Source organism: Mycoplasma phocoeninasale, assembly GCF_012934885.1.
GTDB classification, from domain to species: domain Bacteria; phylum Bacillota_I; class Bacilli_A; order Mycoplasmatales; family Metamycoplasmataceae; genus Metamycoplasma; species Metamycoplasma phocoeninasale.
In genome coordinates this window covers 517,087-542,449 of record NZ_CP051480.1, presented here as the reverse complement: position 1 = coordinate 542,449, position 25,363 = coordinate 517,087, and the positions used below count along the sequence as shown (strand labels likewise).

General features: G+C 27.9%; 14 protein-coding genes. 11 read left to right on the top strand and 3 right to left on the bottom strand.

Annotation, left to right across the window (positions count from 1 at the left end; all coding sequences use genetic code 4):
- Nucleotides 1-458 precede the first annotated feature (458 nt).
- The 3 genes from HGG64_RS02305 to HGG64_RS02295 form a co-directional block, all read right to left on the bottom strand.
- On the bottom strand, nt 459-6,926 hold the full coding sequence (locus tag HGG64_RS02305) for an SGNH/GDSL hydrolase family protein (RefSeq protein ID WP_169580345.1): 6,468 nt from the start codon (nt 6,924-6,926) through the stop codon (nt 459-461).
- A 450-nt stretch (nt 6,927-7,376) separates the two neighbouring features.
- Entirely contained in the window at nt 7,377-13,865 is a 6,489-nt protein-coding gene (locus HGG64_RS02300; RefSeq protein WP_169580344.1) for an SGNH/GDSL hydrolase family protein, read from the bottom strand.
- A gap of 8 nt (nt 13,866-13,873) precedes the next feature.
- Entirely contained in the window at nt 13,874-15,421 is a 1,548-nt protein-coding gene (locus HGG64_RS02295) for a TrkH family potassium uptake protein (RefSeq protein WP_169580343.1), read from the bottom strand.
- 213 nt (nt 15,422-15,634) lie between these two features.
- On the opposite strand from HGG64_RS02295, the gene HGG64_RS02290 reads away from it, so the two are divergent.
- The 11 genes from HGG64_RS02290 (at nt 15,635) to HGG64_RS02240 (ending at nt 25,321) form a co-directional block, all read left to right on the top strand.
- Nucleotides 15,635-16,354 carry a potassium channel family protein gene (locus HGG64_RS02290; RefSeq protein WP_169580342.1) on the top strand — a complete coding sequence of 240 codons (720 nt, stop codon included), beginning with the start codon at nt 15,635-15,637 and terminating at the stop codon, nt 16,352-16,354.
- 1 nt (nt 16,355) lies between these two features.
- Nucleotides 16,356-17,678 carry a C1 family peptidase gene (locus tag HGG64_RS02285; protein ID WP_169580341.1) on the top strand — a complete coding sequence of 441 codons (1,323 nt, stop codon included), beginning with the start codon at nt 16,356-16,358 and terminating at the stop codon, nt 17,676-17,678.
- Nucleotides 17,679-17,805: 127 nt separating this feature from the next.
- On the top strand, nt 17,806-18,132 hold the full coding sequence (locus tag HGG64_RS02280) for a 4'-phosphopantetheinyl transferase superfamily protein (protein ID WP_169580340.1): 327 nt from the start codon (nt 17,806-17,808) through the stop codon (nt 18,130-18,132).
- Nucleotides 18,116-18,910 carry a lysophospholipid acyltransferase family protein gene (locus HGG64_RS02275; protein ID WP_169580339.1) on the top strand — a complete coding sequence of 265 codons (795 nt, stop codon included), beginning with the start codon at nt 18,116-18,118 and terminating at the stop codon, nt 18,908-18,910. The genes HGG64_RS02280 and HGG64_RS02275 overlap by 17 nt, the downstream gene beginning before the upstream one ends.
- A gap of 12 nt (nt 18,911-18,922) precedes the next feature.
- Complete coding sequence (locus HGG64_RS02270) at nt 18,923-19,738, top strand: segregation/condensation protein A (protein WP_169580338.1); 816 nt, start codon at nt 18,923-18,925, stop codon at nt 19,736-19,738.
- The gene (scpB, locus tag HGG64_RS02265; RefSeq protein WP_169580337.1) at nt 19,728-20,342 is read left to right on the top strand and encodes an SMC-Scp complex subunit ScpB; all 615 of its coding nucleotides are present in this window, start codon (nt 19,728-19,730) and stop codon (nt 20,340-20,342) included. The genes HGG64_RS02270 and scpB overlap by 11 nt, the downstream gene beginning before the upstream one ends.
- Nucleotide 20,343: 1 nt before the next feature.
- Complete coding sequence (locus HGG64_RS02260) at nt 20,344-21,177, top strand: RluA family pseudouridine synthase (RefSeq protein ID WP_169580336.1); 834 nt, start codon at nt 20,344-20,346, stop codon at nt 21,175-21,177.
- Nucleotides 21,178-21,186: 9 nt separating this feature from the next.
- Nucleotides 21,187-21,489: a glutamyl-tRNA amidotransferase gene (locus tag HGG64_RS02255; RefSeq protein WP_169580335.1), complete on the top strand. Its 303-nt coding sequence runs from the start codon at nt 21,187-21,189 to the stop codon at nt 21,487-21,489.
- Nucleotides 21,479-22,798 (top strand): amidase family protein, encoded by a 1,320-nt coding sequence (locus tag HGG64_RS02250; protein WP_169580334.1) that lies wholly within the window; start codon nt 21,479-21,481, stop codon nt 22,796-22,798. Before HGG64_RS02255 ends, HGG64_RS02250 begins: the two co-directional genes overlap by 11 nt.
- Entirely contained in the window at nt 22,791-24,203 is a 1,413-nt protein-coding gene (gatB, locus tag HGG64_RS02245) for an Asp-tRNA(Asn)/Glu-tRNA(Gln) amidotransferase subunit GatB (protein ID WP_169580333.1), read from the top strand. Before HGG64_RS02250 ends, gatB begins: the two co-directional genes overlap by 8 nt.
- Nucleotides 24,203-25,321 carry a YhjD/YihY/BrkB family envelope integrity protein gene (locus HGG64_RS02240; RefSeq protein WP_169580332.1) on the top strand — a complete coding sequence of 373 codons (1,119 nt, stop codon included), beginning with the start codon at nt 24,203-24,205 and terminating at the stop codon, nt 25,319-25,321. Before gatB ends, HGG64_RS02240 begins: the two co-directional genes overlap by 1 nt.
- The last annotated feature ends 42 nt before the right edge of the window (nt 25,322-25,363 follow it).

Here is a 25,363-nt window from a genome sequence, read left to right as displayed (position 1 = left end):
ATATAATATTCTAATTTTTTCCTATTGATTAATAAAATTCATTTTTATACAAGATTTATTTTTCATTGATTTTTTCGTTGAAAATGTTTAAATTCAAAGCTCTCTTTTCTTATCTTATATCGATATTATTTTAATTTTGGGATATGCAAATATATCAAGAACAATTAATAACTAATTAATGTTACTATAATTTCAAATTTATTTTTATTTTTTGTATATTTTTTTAATTTTATGACCTTTATTTAATTGCTTTAGCTAAAAATTTTTAATTTTTAAGTAAGTAAAGCCTTAATTTAACATGAAAAGCTATGAAAACTTCTTAATTCAACTTGATTCATTGAAAAATTCTTTGTTTTTCATTGAAATCACTAATTTATTATAGAAAGTTAATAAAGAATATAAAAAAGTCCAAAATATTATCTTGGACTTTAGTTATAAAATTTTTAGTAATTATAATTTTAGTTTAGCTTTGAGAAATCAATTTTTTTTGTTCCGCTCCATGAAGATGATCCATTTGTTATTTTATTTAATTTCATAAACTTAGCATATCCACCTTCTTTAATGGTTAACAAAATATATTCCTTTTTACTAATTCTTTTTGATGTATTGTTAGCATCAACAATATATCCAAATTCTTTTAGTTTATTCTTTTCATTTTCATTATATCCGCTTGTATTAATAATGAATTCGATTGAACTTGGATCATAGTCATTTTCCTGATAGTAAGTATATGTGGCACCAATTCCGAAAAAGCCGTTCGAATAACTTCTTAAATAATTTGTAAATTCTCTTCTTATATCGGTATTTGTAAAATAATATTGCATCCCGCTAAATTTAGAGGCAATAAAAGGAATTAACTTAAGATTAGTACCTTCTTGGATTTCTCACAATAATGCCCTCGAACCACTATATAGATTTATTAAATTTTTTTCTCTAGCACTTTCTAATGTTTCACGTCCGAACATTTCAAAAACTACTAATTTTAGCGTTACTAATAAACGATAAGTTGCTTGGTAAGCCGGTTTATTATATCTAATTTCATATTTACTGTTGTAATCTTGAATTGTTCGTCCCTCTTTAGTAACCTCCTGAGCTAATAATCTAATTACTGTATTAATTAAAGCTAGAGGATCGACACTAAATTTAATATCATTTTCATCTTTTTTAGCTTCTGAAGCTTTACCTTGAGATTTTGATAGCGCTGATTTAGCACCTGATGATATGTAATCGTTTAGATCTTTCATGGTTGTTCTTTTATCGCCCACATTAAGGTTTGAAAGCAATTTATAAACAACCGAATCGGGATTTTTTGATTTTCCTAACACTAAATTAATCAATTTAACTAAGGTTTCGCCATTTATTACATTATTCTCTCCAATAAATTGTCCCAGTACTGCTAAATCATTTAATGAAATAATTGAACTAAATTGGGTTAAACTTTCTAAAATTCAGCCAAGAGGATTAGTAATGCTAAATGATTGTGAATTTTTTGTTAGTTTATCAACTAAATTATCAATAATCTTTTTCTTATAGAAAGGATGATCTTGTAACCTTACTACAATTCTATCTATTAAGTCACTAACAAATATTTTATCTTCTTCAGTAGTATTTTCTAATGATAGATATCTAAATAGCTCATCTATTAGTAATGGTTTAATGTCATTATCCTTAGATATTTTAGAAATTATTTTGTTGATATTTTTCGTTAAATTATCTTTTGAAATAGATAATACCGCTTCAATAATATCGCCTAATTTCTCTCTATTGGCTTCATATTTAGAAAAATCGGATATTAAATCTTTAAACAAAATATTTATTTCTTCATAGTTCGAAAGTTTTTCAAATATCTTTTTAAGGGTATCCTCTGATATAAAATTATTTTTAATTTTTGAATAATCTAGATTTTTTGCTTGATCTTTTATAATCATATTAATCGTTTCTACAACTGTGTTTTTAAACTCAGTAACTTTATTATCTTCATCTTTTAAAATCTTATTTAAGACATTAATTAAATCTACAATAATTTTTTCAAGATTTACATTAGATGAAGGTTCTAATTTTTCCGAACTTTCTGCCTGAACTTCAACTGGTGAGGCATTTGTGACGCTTTGCAATTTTGGCAGTAGTTCTTTTAGATATTCATATAATGAAAATAGTTCTTGACTTGTAATCTTGTCATCACCTTTGATTATCGATGATAATACCTTTTCGAAATTATCTTTTGAAAGCATCTTTCAAAAATCAAAGCCCATAATTTTTTCTTTAATATTCTCTAACGCTTTACCTTCATCAAATGAATTATTATCAAAAAGTTTAATATCTTTAAGTTTATTTAGTAATTCTTCTGCTAAGCTCTTTACAATATCAGCACCGCCTAACCCTTTAATTATCTTTGCTAACAGTGATTTTAAATCATCATATTTTATATTGGTTAGTGATAATTTATATCTTTTGGCAACATATTCTAATCCCAAACCAATTAATTCTTTAAGATGTTCGTTATTGCTAATTTGATCATTTATTAGCTCATTAAATAAATCGACAATTGTTGTTTGATTATTTTCCAAAAAAGTCTTTATAACATCGTCAAATGATCTAAAATTCTTCATTTTTTCAGTATTTAAATCAATGAATCATTCACTAATTTTAGTAATTAATGTCTTATACTTATCATTTTCAAATATTCCATCAACTAATTTAGCAAGAATTTTATTTAAAAGTTTATTAGTAAGGTCTTCTTTACTTGATAATCTATTTATTAAGGTTTGCAATTTTTCTTTTATAAATTCTTTTATTTTTTGATCTCTAAAAATTTCGTTAAGTGTTTCTTTTAAAGCATCCTTAATTTCTTTTTTATCATCGTCTAATTTTATGATTTCAAATGATACTTTAAATATCTCAAGTAATTTATTGATTGGAATTTTAATTTCACCACTAAAACTAAAGTGGATTTTACCATTGCTTGAAGGACTTGGAGATGGTTTTTCACTTCCATTAATTTCGCTAGTTTGATTAGAAGATTTTAAAATGTATTTTAGATTTTTTAAAACTAATAAGGCAACGTTTTTAGCTTCAGCAGCCGTTAATTTTTTAATGAAATTAATTAAAGTATCATAATTTAACTCATTAATTAGACTGCTAAGATTAATGCTAAATTTATATTCTTTTACTTTAAGTTGATTAGCTTCTAAATTTTGCTCTAGATTAGTAAAGATATTATCTAGAATAATATTTGTAAGATTAAATTCTGATAGTGAATCAAGTAATTTGGTAATAATTGATTGAACACTCTCTTTTGATTTTCCTCATTGAAATTCTGTAACATTATCATCAATTAATGTGGTCATTAATTTAGAAATATTACTCTTCAAACTGCCGCCATCACTGGCAATTAGTGATTTGAGCAATTGTGAAGATTTTTCTTTTAGTGTTTGCTTGTTTTTAGAAATGAAGTCCTTAATTAATTCATTTATTGATTGATATTCTCGATTGGCATCAATTTCAAAAAAATTCTTTAGCAATGATTTAAGTAAAGGAAGAAGTTCACTATCAAATTTATCTTTAATAAAGGTGTCGAAATTTTTCAGAATGGCCTTAATATACATTTGGGCTTGAATACTTAAGTTAGCAGATAATTTAACATTTTTTAGCAAGTTACTAATAATATCTTTTAAATTAATCTTATTAACTATGAAATCAATGATTTCTTCATTTCCTAAAATAGCTGAAAAAGTCTTAATCACTTCGTTAAATGGCATTTGTGGTTGATTATTAGCATTTTTAATGAAGATAATATCAATGATTTCTTGAATAATCGATTGATTTTTAAAACTTAGAAGTTCTGACATTTCTAGTTTAATATATTTGCCTAAGGCTTCAAAATTATTTACTTCACTTTGATCAATTCTTTCAAGAGTTTGGCTTAATTTTGCCTTAACATAAGCATATAGTTTTGAATTTGGAAGATTTGAAAGTAAGTTAATAAAATATGAAGAAATTAGTTTCTTTTGCTCCTCAGTAAATTTAGCATTAGCACTTTGCTCTAAAAGCGAAAATGTGCCATCAATTACGTTTTGTGAAACTTCTTTTGAAGCTAAGATTTTTTTAATTAAAGCATCAACTAAATTAATAAGATTGTTGTTTTTGGCATCCTTAACAAGTGAAGATATGAAACTATACATTGAACTAGTATCATAATTACCTCTTCTTTCAAGAATTTTTGATATAAGTGATCTTATGTTATCTACAATCTCTTGACTTTTGATATTTTCTCATAATCGATCTCAGGTTTGTTCAACAAAGTTTTCAACACTTTGACCATGAATATTAATTTTTTCGCCAAAAGTTGTTTTAAGCCCTAAGCTAATTGGGTTAATGATAAAATAATTAGTTAATTGTTTCAACAAGGCATTTAAATTAGAATTAGGATCTTTGATTTCACCTTCAAGCACTGAAATTGAAATATTAGCAATAAAGGTTTTCCCATCTTCATTTAGTTCATTATTTTCATTTTTAATAACATTAAATAGTAACGATAAAATGTCTTTACGATTTTTTTCATTAATTAGCTTGCCAATATTTGTTGAATCAAAAATATTTTGTTTTGCTAAATAAGCTAAACTTAGAACCTCAAAACCTTTGCGGAAATCATTTTGTTCTTCTTCGGTTTTTCCTAGATTTGCTGAAATAAGTGAAAGAAGCAGATCGTGTTTTTTATTTAAATCATATTTATCAGTTAAAATTGCAGCAAATAAATTAGCAAAGAATTTATCAACAGTTTTATTTTCCGACCTTTCACTCTGTCAATTAATTAATGTTTGAAGTGAAAAGTCTAATAATTTATCGGAATTTTTAAAATCATCGACATTCAGCATAAAAATACGAATAAATTTCTTAATTTGTTGATATTTAATTTCATCTAAATTATAAACATCTTTAATTTTTTCGGAAACTTCAGAAACTAAACTATCACTAAGTTCTGGATCATTTTTTAAATTGCTAATAAATACTTTAATGAAGTCCTTAATTTCTTGACTACTATCGTTTATTAGAAGATTGACGAATTCATTATAGTTTTCCGATTTTGCATATTTATCAGGGTTAGAAAGAAGGTTTGCAATAAATGAATCAACAACTTTTTTAAGTGAGATTTTGAAATCAGTTTTGCCAAAAATAGAATCAAGATTTTCAGCAACAGTGGCTGGTAAAAATGACTTGATTATATTTGAACTTAATAAATCAGATAATAATAATTCGCTATAAACTGGATATTTATTTTCGATAATTGGATTTTTAATAAAATCAGTTTTTGACAACTCTTTAATAAAAATAAAGATATTATCAGGAGATAGAAAAACTTCTCTAAAAGCTTTGCTTATGTCTTTTGCCTCAATGTTTTCATATGATTTTTTGTCAATTAATTCATTAACTTTACTTTTAGCTTCGATGAGATTGTTTTGAAGGTTTTTGTTATCAAGAATTTCTTCAATAAATTGAACAAAAACTGCCCGATTTTCTTCAATTTCTAAGTCATTTTTTAGTTCAGTGAAAGTTGATTTTAGATCTGATAAATTAAGGCCTAAAAGTTTCATTGTTGTGTTGAAATATAAAATCAGTTTGCTACTATCTAGATTTTTTCCTTTATTAAATTTAGCCTTTAGGATGATAAATGGATTCGTATTTTTTTGCTGATTTTCATTCTCGATTAGTGTTTGATTTTCTGCCAACTCCTCAAATGGGTATTTTTTAGTAATAAAATTATCAACATTATCACCTGTTATCCCAAGAATTGTTTCTTTAATCTCTTCTGCATTTTTAGAAAATAGAATTGATTGGCGGAAAGATGTGCTATCGCTATCAGAACTTATCTCACCAATAATTTCATTGTATTTACTTGAATCAATGGCTAATTTTGCAAAAATATCTTGTGCTAATTTTTTATATGCAGCAAGTGATGGCAACATTTCGAAAATATCTGCTGAGAATTTGTTAGGACTACTAATAATTGATTGCTCATCGCGGAAAGATACAAAATTAATTTTGCGATCATTAGCAACTTTTTTAAGTAAATTATTTAGAATTTTTATGCCATCATAAATGTAATCATTATTAAATTGTTTTCTAAGAATATTACTTAATCTTAAATAAGGGCTAATATATCCAACTAGATTAATGTTAACATTAGGATTTATAGCTTTAATTTCATCAATTAAACTATTATATTTCTGAGATATTGCTACTGATTTAATTGCAAGACTATCATATCAAGATTTTAAATCTTTTTCAATATTTTCATAATCTGCTGAGTCATTAGTTATTGCAAATAAATGATTAAATAAATCAATATCGTTGAAAAAATCATTCAGTCCGATTGAAATAGTTAAAAAATTGGCATTTCTAATGTTTTCTTTAATTTTGGAAAAAGCGTCCTCGTCAAAATTCCCGAATTGATTTTCAAATCGGTCAGAATTGGCATCATTCATTATGCTTTTATTATATTCAACATTGTTTTGTATTTCGGCATTAATTGAATATTTTGATGAATTTAAAATATAAAGTCAGTCATCTAATTTCGAACCCGAAAGACCATAGTTGTGATATGAGCCAAGAGTGGTTTTCTCATCACTTAATTCTTTTATAGAATTCGCTAAATAAGAGGCATAAGACAGACCTTTAATTTCGTTGTTTTTCTCATCTAATCCATTAATGACAAAGTTATTGTTGCTATAGTTATTGCCAGCAGCATAGTCATCTCCAATTGCCAAATATTTAATTTGTCCAGACAAAATTTGTTGTTTTTCTGGAGTAGTAATAATTTTCTCTTTTTCGGCTTTATTGCCACATGAAGCCGCAATAATTCCTGATGATCCTAAAACAACAAGAGTACTAAGACCAATAATTGTTTTGTTAAATTTGTTTCTTTTCATGATAACCTCCTAACTAATCAATATGTCCAATTTGGTATATTGATTTTGTTTTGGTGTGCTTTTAGTTTCCTAGAATTCTTCAATTTTAAGAAACTTGATTGGCATTATTATCACCATGAAAATCATTGATAATTTGCCAAAAATTTTATTGCCATTAACCTTTTTTTAAAAATTTGTATTATTTGGCTAAAAGCATTTTAAGAATTAATTGCATTGTGAAAATCATTTTATATAAATTATGTTAGTTTTTTTAAATTGAAAAACATTATTTGAAATTGTACCACTATAATAAATAAATGATAAAAACACTAGCAATTATTTTAACTTTTGCTTTATTTTTATTCATTTCCTTTAAAAAATTGTTGGATTTCTACTTATAAAGTTCAAAAAATAACATTATTTATATTTCAGTCATTATTTTAAAAATAATTATTTTTTTACAATATTTTCTTATAGATCTTCAAAATTAACTTTGTCCAAGCCGCTTCAAGATGAACCGGATTTTATTTTATTTAACTTCATGAATTTAGCAAATCCACCTTCTTTGATTGTCATTAAAATGTAGTCTTTTTTAGTAACTTCATATTCATTTCCATTTTCAGTTACCTTATATTTGAATTTTGTTAAGTTTTCATTTCCAGAAGTCGTTAATATTGAATCTTTAGCATTATAGCCACTTGTGACAATCAAATAATCAATCGAACTTGGGTCATAATCATTCTCATTAAAATATTTATAAGTATATCCTAAGAAGAATGACGAAGATTTTGCGTAATTAGTAAATTCTCTTCTAATATTATTATCTTTAAAATATTGTTGCATTCCTATTGTTTTGCCTGACAAAAATGAACCTATAATTGAACCTAATCCATAAGGTAAACCTTCTTGCAATACTCACAATATGGCTCCAGTTGATTTGTATAAACCTATTTTTAATCCAGAATCTCTTTCAGAATCAAAAGTTTCACGTCCAAACATTTCAAATATTGCAAATTTAATTGTAACTATAAAACGATATGTAGCCTTATAAGCTTCTTTATTGTATCTATGTTTATAATCACTCTTATATTTAGTGTCATTTTTCGATTCTTTTTCAAGTTCATCGCTTAATAGCTTAAATAACTTATTAATAAAGTTAAGTGGATCAAAACTTGTACTTTTTTTCTCAGATTTTTCATCAACTTTTACAGCCTTTGGGGTTTTGTTAGTTCCCAAAACAAGATCGTTAAGAGATTTTATAGTAGTTCTTTTGTTAACATCTTCGTCCATATTTATATTAGATAGTGCATTATAAATAATTGAATTTGGGTTTTCCGATTTCCCTAAGAATAAATTAATAATTTTTACAAGATCGGAACCATTAACGTTATTTTCACCTTCGCCTAAAATAGTGCTTAGTGATAAAAGATCATTAAGAGAAATAATTGATCCTAAATTATCAATGATTTCCTTAACAAATAAAGTTGGATTTAAAACATCAAATGAGGTTGCCTTTTCTGTCAATGAATTAAATATTTTGTCAAAAATCATTTTTTTAAAATCAGTATCCTTTAATGAATTTAAAACCTTTTTGAACAAATTGCTAATAAATTGAATATCTTGCTCATCGCCAATGATAGATAAATATTTAAATAGATCCATAATTAATAATTTCTTAACATCTTCATCTTCAACAATTTTTTCTATTAATGTATCAAACGATTTTGATAAGTTGTTTTTTGAAAAATTAATTATAGTTTTAAGTATTTCACCTAAATTATTCTTTTTGTCATCAGAAATGTTGCTCTTAGAAAAATCATTAATTAAATTTGTGAACACATTTTTAACTTCGTCATACCTTGAAATCTTGGTAATTATTTTTTTAAGATTTTCTGTTGAAATATATTTATTTTTTAGTTTTGAATAGTCAAATTTTTGAACTTGATCATCTAATACTTTAGTTATCGTTTCAATAACAGTACTTTTAAATTTTGTTACCTTATCATCATCTTGCGGCTTTAAAACTTTATTTAGAGCATTAAGAAAATTAGAGATAACTTTTTCTAGATTAGTTTTAAAATTAGAAGCACCATTAGCAGCTGTTTTTAGCAATAGTTGTCCATTAATCATAGCATCATTATTTGCCTTTTGAGCTTGTAGTTTTGCTAAATTAGTGTTTAGATATTCATACATTGAAAATAATTGATTTGAACTAATTTCATTGCCTTCTTTTATAATAAATTCAAATAAGTTCTCAAATGCTTCTTCAGTGAAGATATCTAAAATATCATATTCGGAAAATTGATTTTTAATATTTTGTAATAGTTTTTCATTATTGAATTTATTTTCAGCAAAAAAGTCAACATTCTTAAACTTTTCCAATACTTTGGTAATTAAATTATTAATAATTTCAGTTTTATTAAATGAAGTAATAACTTTGGTTAAGATAGTTTGAATATTTTGATTTTGATTTACTGTAGATGTAAATTTATATTCTTTTTCAACAAAATCTAAAATATATCCAACAAAGTTTTGAACGTTTTGTTCATCAGCTAATAGGTTTTTAAAAATGTCTTTTAGTGAATTTCCTATTATTTGGTTGTTGTCATTCAAAAATAATTTAGTAATATCATTAATTGATTTAAAATTTTCTAATTTTGCTTTATCTAGATTAATAAATCATTCACTAACTTTTATAATTAAATTTTTGTGGCTATTACCTTCAAATAGTCCATTAACTATTGATTCTAATAAGTTAGCTCAAATTTTATTATTAGGATTAGCTTTTTCAACTAATGAATTTAAAATTGAACTTAGTTTAAAACTAATAAATTTTTTAGCTTCTTGATTATTAAATAAATCATTTATCTCTTCAATCAAAGTTTTATTAATTTCATTTTTATCATTTTTATCCAAAATAGAAAAAGTTGCTTTGAAAAGTTTTAATCAATTTTCTAGTGATACAGTAATTTCACCTTTAAAACTAAATTTAAAGCGATTGCTTAGAGTTGTTGTTTGTGATAGATTTGTAGCATTTACTGCTGTGGGTGTAGCACGAAGTTTTAAAATATGTTTTAAATTCTTTAATGCTAGCAAGGCTAGATTTTTAATTTCATTTGAATTTAATTGCTTAATAAAACTAATTAAATCATTAAAGCTAATGCTATTAATTATTGTTGCGAATTTAATAGTGAATGTGTATTTGTTAACATCTAGTTGGTGATTTACTAAATTATCCTCAATATTACTAAATAGTGTTTCTAGAATAACGTCAGTTAAGCCCAAATTAGGTAAAATATCCACCAATTTAGCAATTGATGATTCAAGTGTTTCTCTACCACTTCCTCAATTAAATCCAGGAATATTATCGGTAATTAATGATGTTGTTAGTTTTGATAAACTTTTCTTTAGATTATTATTGTCTTTTGTCAAGGTGACAATTAAGTCGTTAATTTTTCCTTTTAGTTTATCTTTGTTTTTTACCACAAATTCTTTCATTAACTCAGGTAATGAATTAAAGTTTTTACTTTCATTTGTTGCAAAGAATTCTTTCAGTAGTTCTTTAACAAGAGGTAAGATTTTACTATCAAAATTTTCTTTAATAAAGACATTAAGATTGTCTAAAATTTCTCTAATGGATTTTTGAGTATTGGCACTTAAACTTTCATCCAATTTAACATTTGATATTAATTTATCGATTAGATTTTTAACATCAAATTTAGACAAGGCAAAATCAACAATTTTGTCCTCTCCTAAAATTGCTGCAAAGACTTTGATAGTCTGATTAAATGGAAATTTTTGTTCATTATTTAGATTTTTAACAAAAATAAGATCAAGAATTTCTCCGCTAAGAGTTGTATTCTGTGAGCTAAATAGTTCCGCCATGCTAGTTTTAAGATAAGTGCCAAGATTTTCAAAATTCTTTTGCTTACTTTCGTCAATTTTACTTAATGAACTTTCTAGTTTTGCTTTGGCAAAAACATATAGTTTTGAATCAGAAATATTTTTTATTAAACTAGCTAGATATGAAGAAATAAGTTGCTTCTTTTCAGATGAGAGTTCAATTTTTGCACTTTGCTCAAAAACTGAAAGTGAACCAAGAACAACGTTATTTACAATTTCATCAGAGCTTAAAATTCTCTTAACTAATCCGCTAACTAAATCTAGAAGTTTATTATTTTTAACATCTTTTAGTAGTGAAATAATGAAACTATATATTGAACTAGTCTCATATTGATGTCCTCTTTCAAGAATTTTTGATATAAGATTTTTGAGATCATTACTAAATTCTTTATTTCTTATTTGAGATCATAAATCATCTCAGATTTTTTCAACGAAAACCTCCACACTCTCACCATTAATTTGAATGTTTTCGCCAAATGTAGTTTTTAAAGCTGCACTAATTGGATTAATAGCAAGGAAACTAATTTGTTTTAATAATGTATTGAAATTTGAGGCAGGATCTTGAATCTCTTTTTCCAGCACTGAGCTAGTGATATTAGTAATAAAGTTACGGCCATTTTCAGTTAGCTCACCACTGTCATTTTTAACTAAATTAGATAAAAGCAAGGTAATGCTTTCGCGATTTTTCTCATTAATTAATTTACTAATATTAGCTGAATCAAATAAGTTTTGTTTTGCTAAATATGCTAGGCTAAGAGTTTGTAGCCCTTTCACATAATCATTTTGCTCTTCTTTGCTTTTTCCTAAATTTGCCGAAATGAGAGAAAATAGTAGGTTGTGTTTTTTTTCGCTATCAAATTTATCAGTTAAAATAGAAATAAATAAATGATTAAAGAAATTATCAATAGTTTTATTCTCTGATGTTTCATTTTGCATTTCAATTAATGATTGTATACCAAAATCTAGGAGTTTATTGACATGTTTAAAGTCATCAATATTTAGGATAAAAACTTTAATAAATTTTTTGATGTTTTCAAAATTGCTTTCATCTAAATTGTAAGTAGTTTTGATTCTATTGGCAATTTCTAAAACTAAGGCATTGGTAGTATCAGGACTATCTTTTAAATTACTAATTAATACTTCAAGGAATTTTTTGATTTCTGCATCACTATCTTTAAATAATATATTAATAAATTCAACATAACTTGTTGTTTTGCTATACTTATCAGATTCAGAAAGAAAATGACTAATAAAAGCATTTATTACATTTTTTAAGGAATCCTGAAAATCACTTTTGTTGAAAATACTATCAAGATTTTCGGCAATTGTTGAAGGTAAAAAAGATTTAACTAAATTGGATCCAAATAAGTCACGTAATATCAGTTCTGTGTAGGTTTTAGATTTCGATGTAATAATTGGATTTTTAATGAAATCAGTTTTTGATAATTCCCTAAAAAATGTATATATGTTAATAGGGGATAGAAAAATTTCTTTGAAGGCTGAGGCGATGTCTTTAGCTTCAAGGTTTTCATATGATTTTTTTTCAATTAATTCATTGATTTTAGTTTTGGCCTCAATAAGATTGTTTTGAAGAGTTTGGTTGCCTAAAATTTCGTCAATAAATTGGATAAATACTTGACGGTTCTCAGAATCTTCTAAATCATTTTTTAGTTCGATAAAAGTTGATTTAAGCTCTGATAAATTAAGACCTAAAAGCTTCATTGTTGTGTTGAAAAATAAAATTAAATTACTAATATTTAGATTTTTACCTTCATTAAATTTAGCTTTCAAGATAATAAAAGGATTGTTGTCTTTTTGTTGGTTTTCATTTGCAAGAAGTGTTTGGTTTTCGCCTTCTTCTTCAAAAGGATATTTTTTAGTTAAGAAATTATCAACATTATCGCCAGTCACACCCAGAATTGTTTGTTTAATCTCTTCAGCATCTTTAGCAAATAAGATAGCTTGACGATATGATGCATTATCACTATCTGAATTTATACTACCAATGATTTCACTATATTTACTTGAATCAATGGCTAATTTCATAAAAATATCTTGAGCTAATTTTTTATATGCCCCAAGCGATGGTAGCATTTCAAAAATATCAGCTGAAAACTTGTTAGGACTACTAATAATTGATTCTTCATCATGGAAAGAAACAAAATTAATTTTGCGATCATTAGCAACTTTTTTAAGTAAATTATTTAAAACTTTTACGCCGTCATATATGTAGTCTTTATTAAATTGTTTTCTAAGAATACTACTTAATCTTAAATAAGGGCTAATATAGCCAACTAGATTAATGTTAGCATTAGGATTTATAGCTTTAATTTCATCAATTAGGCTATTATATTTTTGATTTATTGCTGCCGACTTAATTGCTAGATTGTCATATCAAGCCTTTAGATCTTGTTCAATGCTTTCGTAATTTGCTGAATCATTAGTAATTGCAAATAAATTATTAAATAAATCAAGGTCATTAAAAAAATCATTCAGCCCGATTGAAATAGTTAGAAAGTTAGCATTTTTAATACTGTCTTTAATTTTGGTGAAAGCATCTTCATCAAAATTGCCAAATTGTTTTTCAAATCGGTCAGAATTGGCATTTTTCATTATGCTTTTATTGTATTCAACATTATTTTGTATTTCAGCATTAATTGGATATTTTGCTGAGTTTAAAATATAAAGTCAATCATCTAATTTTGAGCCTGAAAAACCATAATTGTGATATGAGCCAAGTGCAGTCTTCTCATCGCCTAACTCTTTAATAGCGTTTGCTAAATAAGAGGCATATGATAAACCTTTGATTTCATTGCTTTGTTCATCAAGGCCATTGATAATGAAGTTATTACTGCTATAGTTATTGCCAGCAGTATAGTCATCTCCAATGGCAAGATAGTTGATTTGTCCTGATAAGGTTTGCTGCTTTTCTGGAGTAGTTGTAATTGGTTCTTTTGTAGATTTACTGCTACATGAGGCAGCAATAATTCCTGATGATCCTAAAACAATAAAGGTGCTAAGACCAATAATTGTTTTATTAAATTTGTTTCTTTTCATAATATCTCCTAGCCAATAGATACATCTTCATAGATATATTGATATTGCTCTGGTGTTGATTTTGTTCTTCCTCAAATTTTAATAACTTGTGGAATTCCGAATTGACCCATTATCATTACGAGAATTAATGATAATTTGCCAACGGTTAAAACGCTATTAGTAATTTCAATTGAAAGACCTGAGTTACCGAATGCTGAACATATTTCAAAAAATACTTTTAACATTGTGAAATCTTCGTTGTGCGCAGTTTTTGCCGCAGTTGGAATTGTCGCAAAAACAATTAAGGTAAAAATTCCGACTGAAAATAATGCAATGGCAAAAACATTAATTGCCTTAATTAAGGTTTCTTTTCCAATTTGACGTTTAAAGGCATGAACAGTTCTTTTGCCCCTAATGGTAGTTAAAATACTTAAGAATATAACTGCAATAGTTGTGTTGCGAATCCCTCCGGCAGTAGAAACAGGTGAAAATCCAACAAACATTAAAATAGCGTGAATTAAAATTGTTGGTTGAGTAAAGTTAAAGTAATTAACGGTTGAAAATCCTGCTGATCTTGTTGATTTTGTTTGAAAGAAAATGGCAAAGAGTTTACTCCAGGTATTTCCATATTCTTGTTGATTTCAAAATGATTCACTGTTTTTTGTTGTTGTCTCGAATATAACCGTCAAAGTCAAGCCCAAAACAGTTGTCACCACATATGTTATTAAAGTAAATTTGGTAAACAAACTAAAACGATGATGAGGTGAGTTTTTATTAGTAGAAATAATTTTTTTTCAAATATCATAAATTACCGGAAAGCCAATTCCACCAATTAAAAAAATCACAATAGTCATTGCTTGCAACCCGAAATCTTGATAGTAGGGTTGTAAGCTTTTGCTTCCAATAATGTCAAAGCCGGCATTGTTAATAGAAGAAATGGCGTGAAATATTCCATATCTAATTGAGAGATTAAAATTTTGATAAGGATTATTTGCTTCTTTGACATAAGGATTAAAAAGGTGATTAGTAGTAGCAGTTGCCTTAGCATCATTAAAGTATGGACTTGGATTATAATAGAACATAAAAGTGAAAATTAATGATGCCATTAAAGTAACAATAATTAGGAAACTAATCGAAATTTTAATCATTTTTTTAGTTTCATTTACATTATTGGCACCGCGCTCAGTTAGTGATACTTGACTGTTAAAAATACTTGATTTTAATCCTAGTATCGACTGGAATAAATAAACTTTAAAAGTAAAAATCCCAATTCCACCGACGACAATACAAAAGGCAATAATCGCCTGACCAAAGGCATTAAATGTATCGCTAATAACTACTGTTGTTAGCCCGGTATCACTAAAAGCTGAAGAAGCAACAAAAAGCGCATCAAGATATGAAATCTTGATTCGGTTGCCCTCTTCATCAAAATTATGTGAGATATTTCAATATAGTAAAATTGACATAAAAATGGTAAATAAAACATAAATTAGAAAGATATATCTAATTGTTCCAATTTTTCTTAAAAATCTAAAAATGATATTTCCATGTCTTATTTTTGATTTTCTTCTAGTCATAAATAGAAATTTTACCACTTTCCAATAATTTTCTAATTTTCTAATTTTCAGGTGATATTTTTGCAATTTTTTTGGCTTTTCTGGAACTTTTTTTTGTCATTTTTTTTATGGCATTCCAATTTAACCTAATTTTAAATATTAAATTTAGGGAAATGGTAACATATATAATTATTGTTTTTTGGATAATAGAATGTAAAAAACAAGGAGAATCTTATGAAATTATTTAAAAAAGTACGTGAAATTTGCATCATTGGAGTTGGACGCTATGGGGCAGCAATTGCCGATCAACTACTAAAAGACCGTGAAAATAATATCCGTGTTGTACTAGTTGATGGTGATGAAAAACACTTAACTCCATATAAAGATGAAGTTGAGATGATTTATGTAGCTGATTGTGCTGAACAGAAAACCTTAGAAGCATTAAACATGAAAGATTTTGATGTAGTTATTGTTAGTGCTTCAAACAACATTGAAATTGTCGCAGCTTTGGCTGAAATGGGAGTTAAATCAATTATTGCTAGGGCAACTTCGCCACGACATGCTCAAGTGCTAAGACAAATTGGGGTTACCTTAATTGTCTCACCAGAAGAAGAAGCCGGAAAGAGAACAGCACTATTAGTGGCAAACCCAAATTTGGCACTTTACTCAAAAAATATGGTTGAACTTCAAGATGGCTTTGTTAGTGCTTCAATTCACATCCAAAATGCAGATGTGTTTAACAAAAAAATTAGTGAGCTAGGTTTCCGCAATAAATACCATGTTTCGGTAACAATGATTAATCGAAACAATATGACTTATTTACCTGAAGGTGATTTTGAAATCCTAGAAAATGACTTGCTAACATTTATCGGTAAAACTGAAGATATTGTTGACGTGCTAGCCTTTTGTGCACACACAAAAAATAATGGTAATAACAAAAAAGAAAAGAGATAATATGAAAAATATTAATGATAAAATACTAGAAAAATTTGAAGAGCAATATGAGAGTAATCCTACAAATAGGGTAATTGAAAATGCCATTTTTAAAAACGGAATAAAACAGAGCTCAATTAATAACGAAGTTACGAAAAAACATAATTTTGAATTCTCAATTGAAGTAAAGGCAGGAAATATTACCAACCAAAAACAAAGTGGTAGATGTTGAATTTTTGCCGCTCTAAATGCCGTTAGATTAAAAATTATGGATGAACTAAAACTTGAATCATTGGAGCTTTCACAAAACTATATTCATTTCTTTGATAAACTAGAGAAAGCCAATGTTTATCTATCATGAATTATTAGCGAAGGCTTAGAGGTTGACAGTGAGGATCATCTATTTAGGCTATTTAACAAAGAACCCGTTACTGATGGTGGATACTGAGAATTTTTCACTAACATTATCGAAAAGTATGGTGTTTGTCCAAAACAAGCAATGAATGAGTCATTTCACAGTGAATCAACTGCCGAAATGGTAACGCAGATTAATTGGAGACTAAAAGCATATACCGCCAAAATGAGAGAAGAATATCGCAGAAATAAAAATCTAAAGAAAGTAGAAGATCTAAAAGAACAAGCCTTAAGCGATGTTTATAATATTTTAATTAAAAGTTTAGGAAGACCTCCAAAGAATTTTGATTTTGAGTTTCGCAACAAAGATAAAGAATTTCAAAGAATTGAAAATATAAGTCCATTAGATTTTTATAAACAATATGCCAAAAGTTTCTTGGCTAATAAAGTGGATTTGGTTGCTGACCCACGACAAAAATATCCGAAAAATCAACTTCTTGTTTCGAACTACATAAAAAACGTTGAAGAAGGAATGCCACTAACAATGTTAAATGTTGATTTAGATGTTATGAAAAAGGCAATGATAGAACAACTAAAAAATAACGAAAGTGTTTGATTTGGGTGCGACGTTGGTAGCTTTTCTTCTAGGGATGGAATTATGGATCCCAATTTATATGACTTTGATCTAACATTAACTAGAACTCCAGATTTTGATAAAAAAGAACGTTTTGAATCACGTGCTTCAACAATAAGTCATGCAATGAACATGATCGGCGTTAATTTAGACAAAGACGGTAATGTTATCAGCTGAAAAGTTGAAAATAGCTGAGGCGAAGCAGCTGGTAAAAAGGGTTATTTTTCAATGAGTGATAAATGATTCGATGAATACAATTTTATGGCCATTGTCGATAAAAAATTCCTTGCCGATGATGTTTCTGAAGGCTTAGATAAAAAGCCAATTATTATCTCGCCATTTGATCCACTATGCTAAATTTAAAGAAAAAATCTCACACTTTCTTGGGATTTTTTTTTAATTTTGTAACTCTCAAAAATTTAAATATTAGTATAGCTTTAGCATATTAATGTATAATCTATTAATATTAGGGATTATTCATAATATGATTGGTATTGACTTAGTTAAAATTAGTAGATTTAAGAAAATTAAGAAACATCATGTTGCTAAATTTTTGCATCCTTGTGAAATTAATGAATGAGAAAAATTACCTAAAAAAAGACAAATTCGATATTTGGCAAATCGCTGAGCTATTAAAGAAGCGATTTACAAAGCCGATAATAAATATTGAGATTTCACCAAAATTTTAATTAACAAAAATAAAAGCGGAAAATATCAATTTGAAAATTTTGAAATAACAACAACAAATGAAAGTAATCATGTAATTGCCATGACATTTAAATTAGGAGGTATAAATGAAATTAAAAACTAGAGTTTTTTGAAGGGCCCTTCCAATCTGAATTAACATCTCAAAGCTATCTGGAAAGGCAAGTCGAAATCGCAAAATGCCAGAATACTATCGCACTGAGGAAAAGAATTTCTTTTTGCAGAAGTATTTGTCAAGAATTTTAGATCATCTTAATGTTAAAGTTAAGGTTAATGGATTTGACAATGTTCCTAGCGGTCCCTGTTTACTTATTCCAAACCATTCAACATATCTTGACCCATTAATTATCTTTTCAGCTCTATGAAACCATGGGGATGGAAAAAAACAAAGTAAATTAGCTAACTTTATCGCCAAAAAAGAAACTAAAGGAAAAAGAAGAATTAAAAAAATTGCCGAAATGGCAAACACACATTTCATTGATACTAAAAAACCAAGAGAGGCCCTTGAAGTTCTTAGCGACTTTGGAAAATTTGTGAAAAAAAACAAGTCATGTGGTGTTATCTTTGCTGAAGGAACTAGAACAAGAGATGGCAAATTAGGACAATTTAGTAGCGGCGCCTTTCGTTTAGCACAATCTACATTTCTTCCAATTGTTCCAGTAACTATTAATAATGCTGCTAATGCTTTAGATTGAAATCGTAGTAAAGAGCTTGAAGTTGAAGTTACATTTCACCACCTTCTTAAGCCAATTCAGTTTCAAACTTTAGAACCAAAGGCTTTAGCTGAAAGTGTTCAGAAAATTATTGCATCAAATTATATAGACCAAACTATCACGTCAAAAGAAACGATAAAAAATACCTATTCAAAAAGAAATAAAAAGTAAGTAAGAGAAAATATGAATGAAATTATAAAACCCGAAGTTAGAGAAATTTCTCTAAATGAAAATGACAGCAATGATTCCGAAAAGCAAGAATTAGTAAAAGATAAAAGAGTCTTCAAATTAGGTAATTTTGACGGGCCGCTTGATCTACTAGTTACTTTAATTAAAGAAAAGAACATTAGTATTTTTGATGTCGATTTACTGGAGCTAGCTAATCAATACTTAGAAATTATCAAAAACCTTCAAGATTATGAAGTTGACATTGCATCTGAATATTTAGTAATGGCAGCAACACTACTACAGCTAAAAGCACGGATGGTTTTACAAGATCCAGCAGCTGAAGAAGAGATTAAAGAAGAGAAAAAACGGCTACTCGAGCAGATTGCCGAATATGAAAAATTCAAGGAAATCTCAGCTCTACTAAGAGAGCAAGAAGAAAAAAGAAAAAACCTATACTCAAAAGATCCTGAAGATACTGAAGAGTTTGAAAAAGATTATGACACAAGCATTTTAGATGGACATTCAAATAGTTCTAAACTAGTTATTACCTTAAGAAAAATGTTCGAAAGAACATATGCCGAAATTATTAGAAATATTACGATTGAAACAATTGCTGTTAGTCCAGAAGAACAGAAAAAAAGAATTATTGCCTTGTTTAAAAATAAAACAACACTAACTTTTGAAGAAATTTTCAATGTACCAAGTGTCGGACATTTTGTCATCACACTGCTAGCAGTTTTAGATTTAGCTAGACAACAAATTGTTGTTTTAGAACAAGAAGACAATGAAGGAATAATTGTATTCAAGAAGGGGATAGAATATGAAGAATAAAATTATCGAAGCGCTGCTATTTATTCAAGGCAGTGAAGGAATTAGTTCAGAGCAAGTAAAAGAAGTTTTTAATTTAAACACTGTACAAGAAGGTAGAAAACTCCTACGAGACTTTAAAGACAGTTTTAACAAACAAGATCGAGGAATAAAGGTTTATGAATTTAATGATGTTTTTAAATTTTTAACTGTTGAATCAGTTAAGGAATACATCACAACTTTAGTTACCATTACTAAAAAGCAAAGACTATCAAATGCCGCTATTGAAGTAGCAGGAATTGTTGCTTATAAACAGCCCGTTACTCGTTCAATGATTTCAAACATTAGAGGAGTAATTAGTGATGGGATTGTGGCTAGTTTGCTTGAAAAAAACATCATTGAAGAGGTTGGATTTGCATCAACTCCAGGAAATCCAATTTTATACGGAATTACCAATAAATTCTATGACTATTTCAAAATCAAAACATTAGCCGAACTTCCAAACTTCCCAGAATTTAGTCGTTACTCAAATGAAGATGAAGAAATTCTTGACAAAGATTTCAATTTATTCGATTCACAAAGACAAGATACAAACGAAAATGTAATAATGTCATCTGAGGATGAATAATATGATGAAATTTATTGCCAAAAATGATGATGTCAACCGCATTCTTTTTAAATATGTTGTCAAAATGTGCAACAATGTTCCTATTTCAAAAATTGAAAAAATTTTTCGTGAAAAGGATATTAAAGTCAATGGTATTAGAACCAAAGATAAACAATACAAAGTCCAATTAGGCGATGTAATTGAGATTTATGGAATCACTGATGCTTTTAAAGCGCAGGAAGAGAATTTAGCCAAAATTAATTTTAAAGTAATTTTTGAGGATAAAAATCTTTTGATTGTTGACAAAGCAACCAACATTGCTATGCACTCTGAAGAAAACTCACTTGATAAACAAATTTTTAAATATCTAAACTACCGTAAAACATCTTCTTTTCAACCAGCTTCAATTGGAAGGCTAGACAAGAAAACCAGTGGAATTGTAATCTATGCAAAAAACTATAAAACCCTAGTAGAATTCGAAGCAAAACAACATGATTTTGAAAAGGTTTATCAATTTGTTTCTGATTTTGATGAAGATATTTTAGATATTACTGTTCGCCTTAAAAAAGATATTAAAAATGAAAAGATGGTTGTTGATCCCAAATTCGGAGTTAAGGCCAGAACAATATTCTATAAAGAAAATAAACGTAAATATGCAAGAATTATGACTGGAAAAACCCATCAAATTCGAGCAACACTAGCTTATTTAAACTGCCCAATTTTGGGTGATCTAAAATACGGTGGCAAATTCGCAAAACGCTTATTTCTACATTCATATTCAATAAAATTGAAAAATTTAAGTGAAGAATTTGATGAATACAATGGACAAATTTTTATTTCTTTACCAAAATGATAGGAGCTAAAAATGGATGACAAACATTTAAAAACTTTAGCGAATGATTTACTATTTGAGCCTAGTGAAGAAGTGCTATCATTAGCCAAGAAATTACTTATGCAAATCGACAGCGGCCTAAGAGAATTAGATGCTATTGATTTAAGTAGTTGAAAAGCACTATCGCACATTAATGAAAAACCTTTATCTTTCAAAGATCTTCGTAAAGATGAAATTAATAAAGATTTTTACTTAAACAAAAATGATATTTTAAGAAATGCGGCCAATCGCGATGAAGAATTCGTAATTATTAAGAAGGTAATCAATGAAGAATAAAAATATTCAAGAAGTTATCAAAAAATTACAAAATGACAGCAATAATGCTATTGCTTACGTCTTTGAAGACGCCACATTGAAAAATAGTGGAATTTTAGCTAATAATATTTTCACTGTTAAAGATAATTATGCAGATGAAAATACATTTAGTATGGCTTCATCTAAAATCTTAAGAAACTTTAAACCGGCGTATAAATCAACTGTCATAAAATTACTAGAAGAAGCTGGAGCATCCTGTGTTGCAAGAACTAATTTAGATGAATTTGGATTAGGTGGATCAGGAGAATATTCCGCTTTCGGAATTATTAAAAATCCACTAAATGATAATCATTTAGTTGGTGGTTCGTCATCTGGAGCAGCAGCAACCTTTTATGAAAACATTGATTTTGCAATTGGTTCAGATACTGGTGATTCAGTTAGAAAACCAGCATCAAATATTGGTTGTATTGGATTTAAACCAAGTTATGGAGCAGTAAGTCGCTATGGTCTTTTTGCCTTTGCGACATCACTTGATACTGTTGCCTATTTTACTCACAGTGTTGAAAAAACAGCTCTTTTAAGCAGTGTGTTATACAAACAAGATTTAGTTCACGATCTTAGCTCAATTGATTTAAGTTTTGATTTCAATCAAGTCAAAAAAATCAAACCAAAGAAGGTTGCATATTTAGATTGTTTTGATGAATTAACAGATCATGTCAAGGCAAGCTATCAAGATACATTAAAAAAACTAGCCAATAGCGGAATTGAACTTATAAAAATTAATGTTGATGAAAAATTGTTGAAATCAATCGATGTAGTTTATAAAATCATTGCTTTTTCAGAAGCCTCATCAAATCTTGCTAATCTAACTGGTGTTGAATTTGGAGCTCGAATTGAGGGCAAAAATTGAAAAGACAGTTTTATCAAGACTCGATCTGAAGGTCTTGGAAAGATGGTTCAGTCACGCCTAATTTTGGGATCATATTTTCTAAAATCTGAAAATCAGATCAAATATTTTGTAAAGGCTAAACGAATGAGAAGATATTTAACTGAATATTTTAGTAAGATCCACAAACAAGCCGACTGTTTTATTTACCCTGCTTCAAATGACTCCGCTCCATTAATCGGAAAAGAATATCGTAGTTCATATATGGACTATATTCTAACCTACGCAAATCTAGTTGGTAACCCTTCACTAACTTTAAAAATGGGAGAAGATAGTAATAAAATGCCATTTAATTTAACTATTGATACAGAAATTTATAGCGATAAAAAACTTTTTGACATTGCTCTGTATTTTGAAGAGCTTTTAGGAGAAAATCATGCATAAAGATTGAGAAATGGTAATTGGCATTGAAATTCATTTAGAGCTTAATACAAAAACTAAAATGTTCTCACCAGTTGAAAACTCATTTGGAAAAGAAGTCAACCAAATGGTCTCGAATATTGATTTGGCATATCCCGGTACTCTTCCACTTGTTAATTCAGGGGCTATTATTAAAGGCATCAAATTAGCAAAAGCGCTAAACATGGAAATTGATAAGCTAATTAGATTTGATCGAAAAAATTACTTCTACCCTGACCTAACTAAGGGATATCAAATAACCCAACAATTTAACCCAATTGGTAAAAACGGATCAATCAAAATAAAAGTTGATAATCAATGAAAAGATATAGCAATTGAGAGAATTCATTTAGAAGAAGATACTGCTAAATCAATTCATGACGGTGAATTTACTAAAATTAATTATAACCGCGCAGGAATTCCACTAATTGAAATAGTGTCAACACCAAGCATTCATTCTGCCAGAGAAGCCGTAGCCTATGTAGAAGCAATAAGACAAACAGCCTTATCACTTAATATTAGTGATGCCAAAATGAATGAAGGTAGTTTGCGAACTGACGTAAACTTATCAATTCGTCCAAAAGATAGTAATGAACTAAGAACAAGAGTTGAAATTAAAAACCTAAATTCATTATCAAATGTTGAAAAAGCAATTGAATATGAGGCAAACCAACAGTTTGAAAGCTATCAAGCAAATAAGTCAATTGAACAATGTACCAAGCGCTTTGATGAAGCAAGTGAAATAACGGTGATGATGCGATCAAAAAGTGATGCTCTTGATTATAAATATTTTCCCGATCCTAATATTCCATATATTGCCCTCGATGATGAACTTATCGACAGTGTAAACATTGAAGAAACTCCATTCCAAAAAGAAATGCGCTACATAAGTTTAGGTCTAAATCAAATGCAAATTAATCAATTACTAAATAACACTGAATATGCAAATTATTTAGACAAAATTAGCAGTAGTGACCGCAGAAAAACAACTAACTTGTTCTTTTCTGAGATTATTAGCTATTTAAATTTAGCTAAAAAAGGCATTTCTGAATTTAACCTTTCAGCCAATGAAGCAAGTGAATTATTTAATTTAGTAATTGATGGCAAAATTAACAAAGCTGATGTAAAAAAAATTATTGAAATTAAAGATAGAGAAAAAAATTCAATCATGAAAATTATTGAGGATAATAACTTTATGATAAAGGAAAGCAATGTATCGCTTGATGAAGTAATTGATAGTATTCTAGAAGAAAATCCTGATCTTGAAAGTACTTTTATTAAAAATGCTGATAAAGCTAAAAAATTTTTAGCTGGCCAAATTATGAAAAAAACAATGGGGAAAGCAAAAATGGATGAAATTAACCAAAAAATTACAGAAAGGTTCAAATAGTGTTCAATAAAAAACCTAATAAAATTAAAACTGGTTGACAGAAGAAATCTAACAATGATTCTAGTTCAAATGCCAAAGTTTCAGTTAATTCATCACAAATTGTTGTTAACCGCAAAAAGAAAACTTTTCTCGAGAAAATTATTAAATGAATAATTTATGGAATTTTGTTTGTTGCAATTTCTCGCTATATTCGCTCATCGCGTAGTAAGGGGAAAGAAATTGTTAATACTACTTATGAGAAAATCAATTCAAATGAATTTGCTTTTGTTCCGGCTGGATATGCAATGTATTTATTCATTTCATTTATTCCAATTATTAGTCTTTTGTTAGGAACAATCGGCTCAATTAGTGAAAGGTATGAACTTGTTTTAAGATCAGTTATCTTGGGGGATATTATTCCCGGAATATCTAACGTTATTCCTGTTATTTCATCACTTTGAAAAAGTGGTGCAGGAGCAGCATTTGGATTTGCAATTTTTGCTCTATCAGTTATTTGACTAGCTTCAAAGGGATATTCAAAGTTTATTTTCTCAATTGACGCACTATATCGCCACAATTCAATGCACAGAATGATCAAAACTCGAATTAAAGGATTCTTTGTGAGTTTAACGATTTCAATTCTGCTAACAATCTTTTTACTTTGTTTAACAGCCTTCGTTACTTTTTTAATTGATTCACTTTATCCCGATGCTCTTAACAGCATTCTTAATTCAAAAGACCCAATGCAAACTAAACTAAATTTAGATTGACAGTTTAAGCTAGTTTACTGAATTACTGTCATCGTATTTTTACCAATAGTAACTTATCTATCATTTTTGGCATACTTCAAATTTGCGCCAAACTTCAAACTAAAATTTTCACAAGCTCATCCTGGTGCTTTAATCGCTTCAATTCCAATATCCGTGTTTATTTTACTATTTGGTTCAATTTCATCGGCCATTGACTATAAAAAATTTGGAGTTGTTGCCACATTTATGTATGTTATTTTATTAATTAGTGTTACTGCATATTTCATTTATACCGGCGTTATTGTCAATTCAAGTTTTTATCACACTTTTATTAATCAACCAACCATTGAGAAATCAAGTCTTTGAAGAAGAAAAAAATTTAACATTTAAATTATTTAGGGAGATTTTAGCTAAAAATTTATATGTTATATA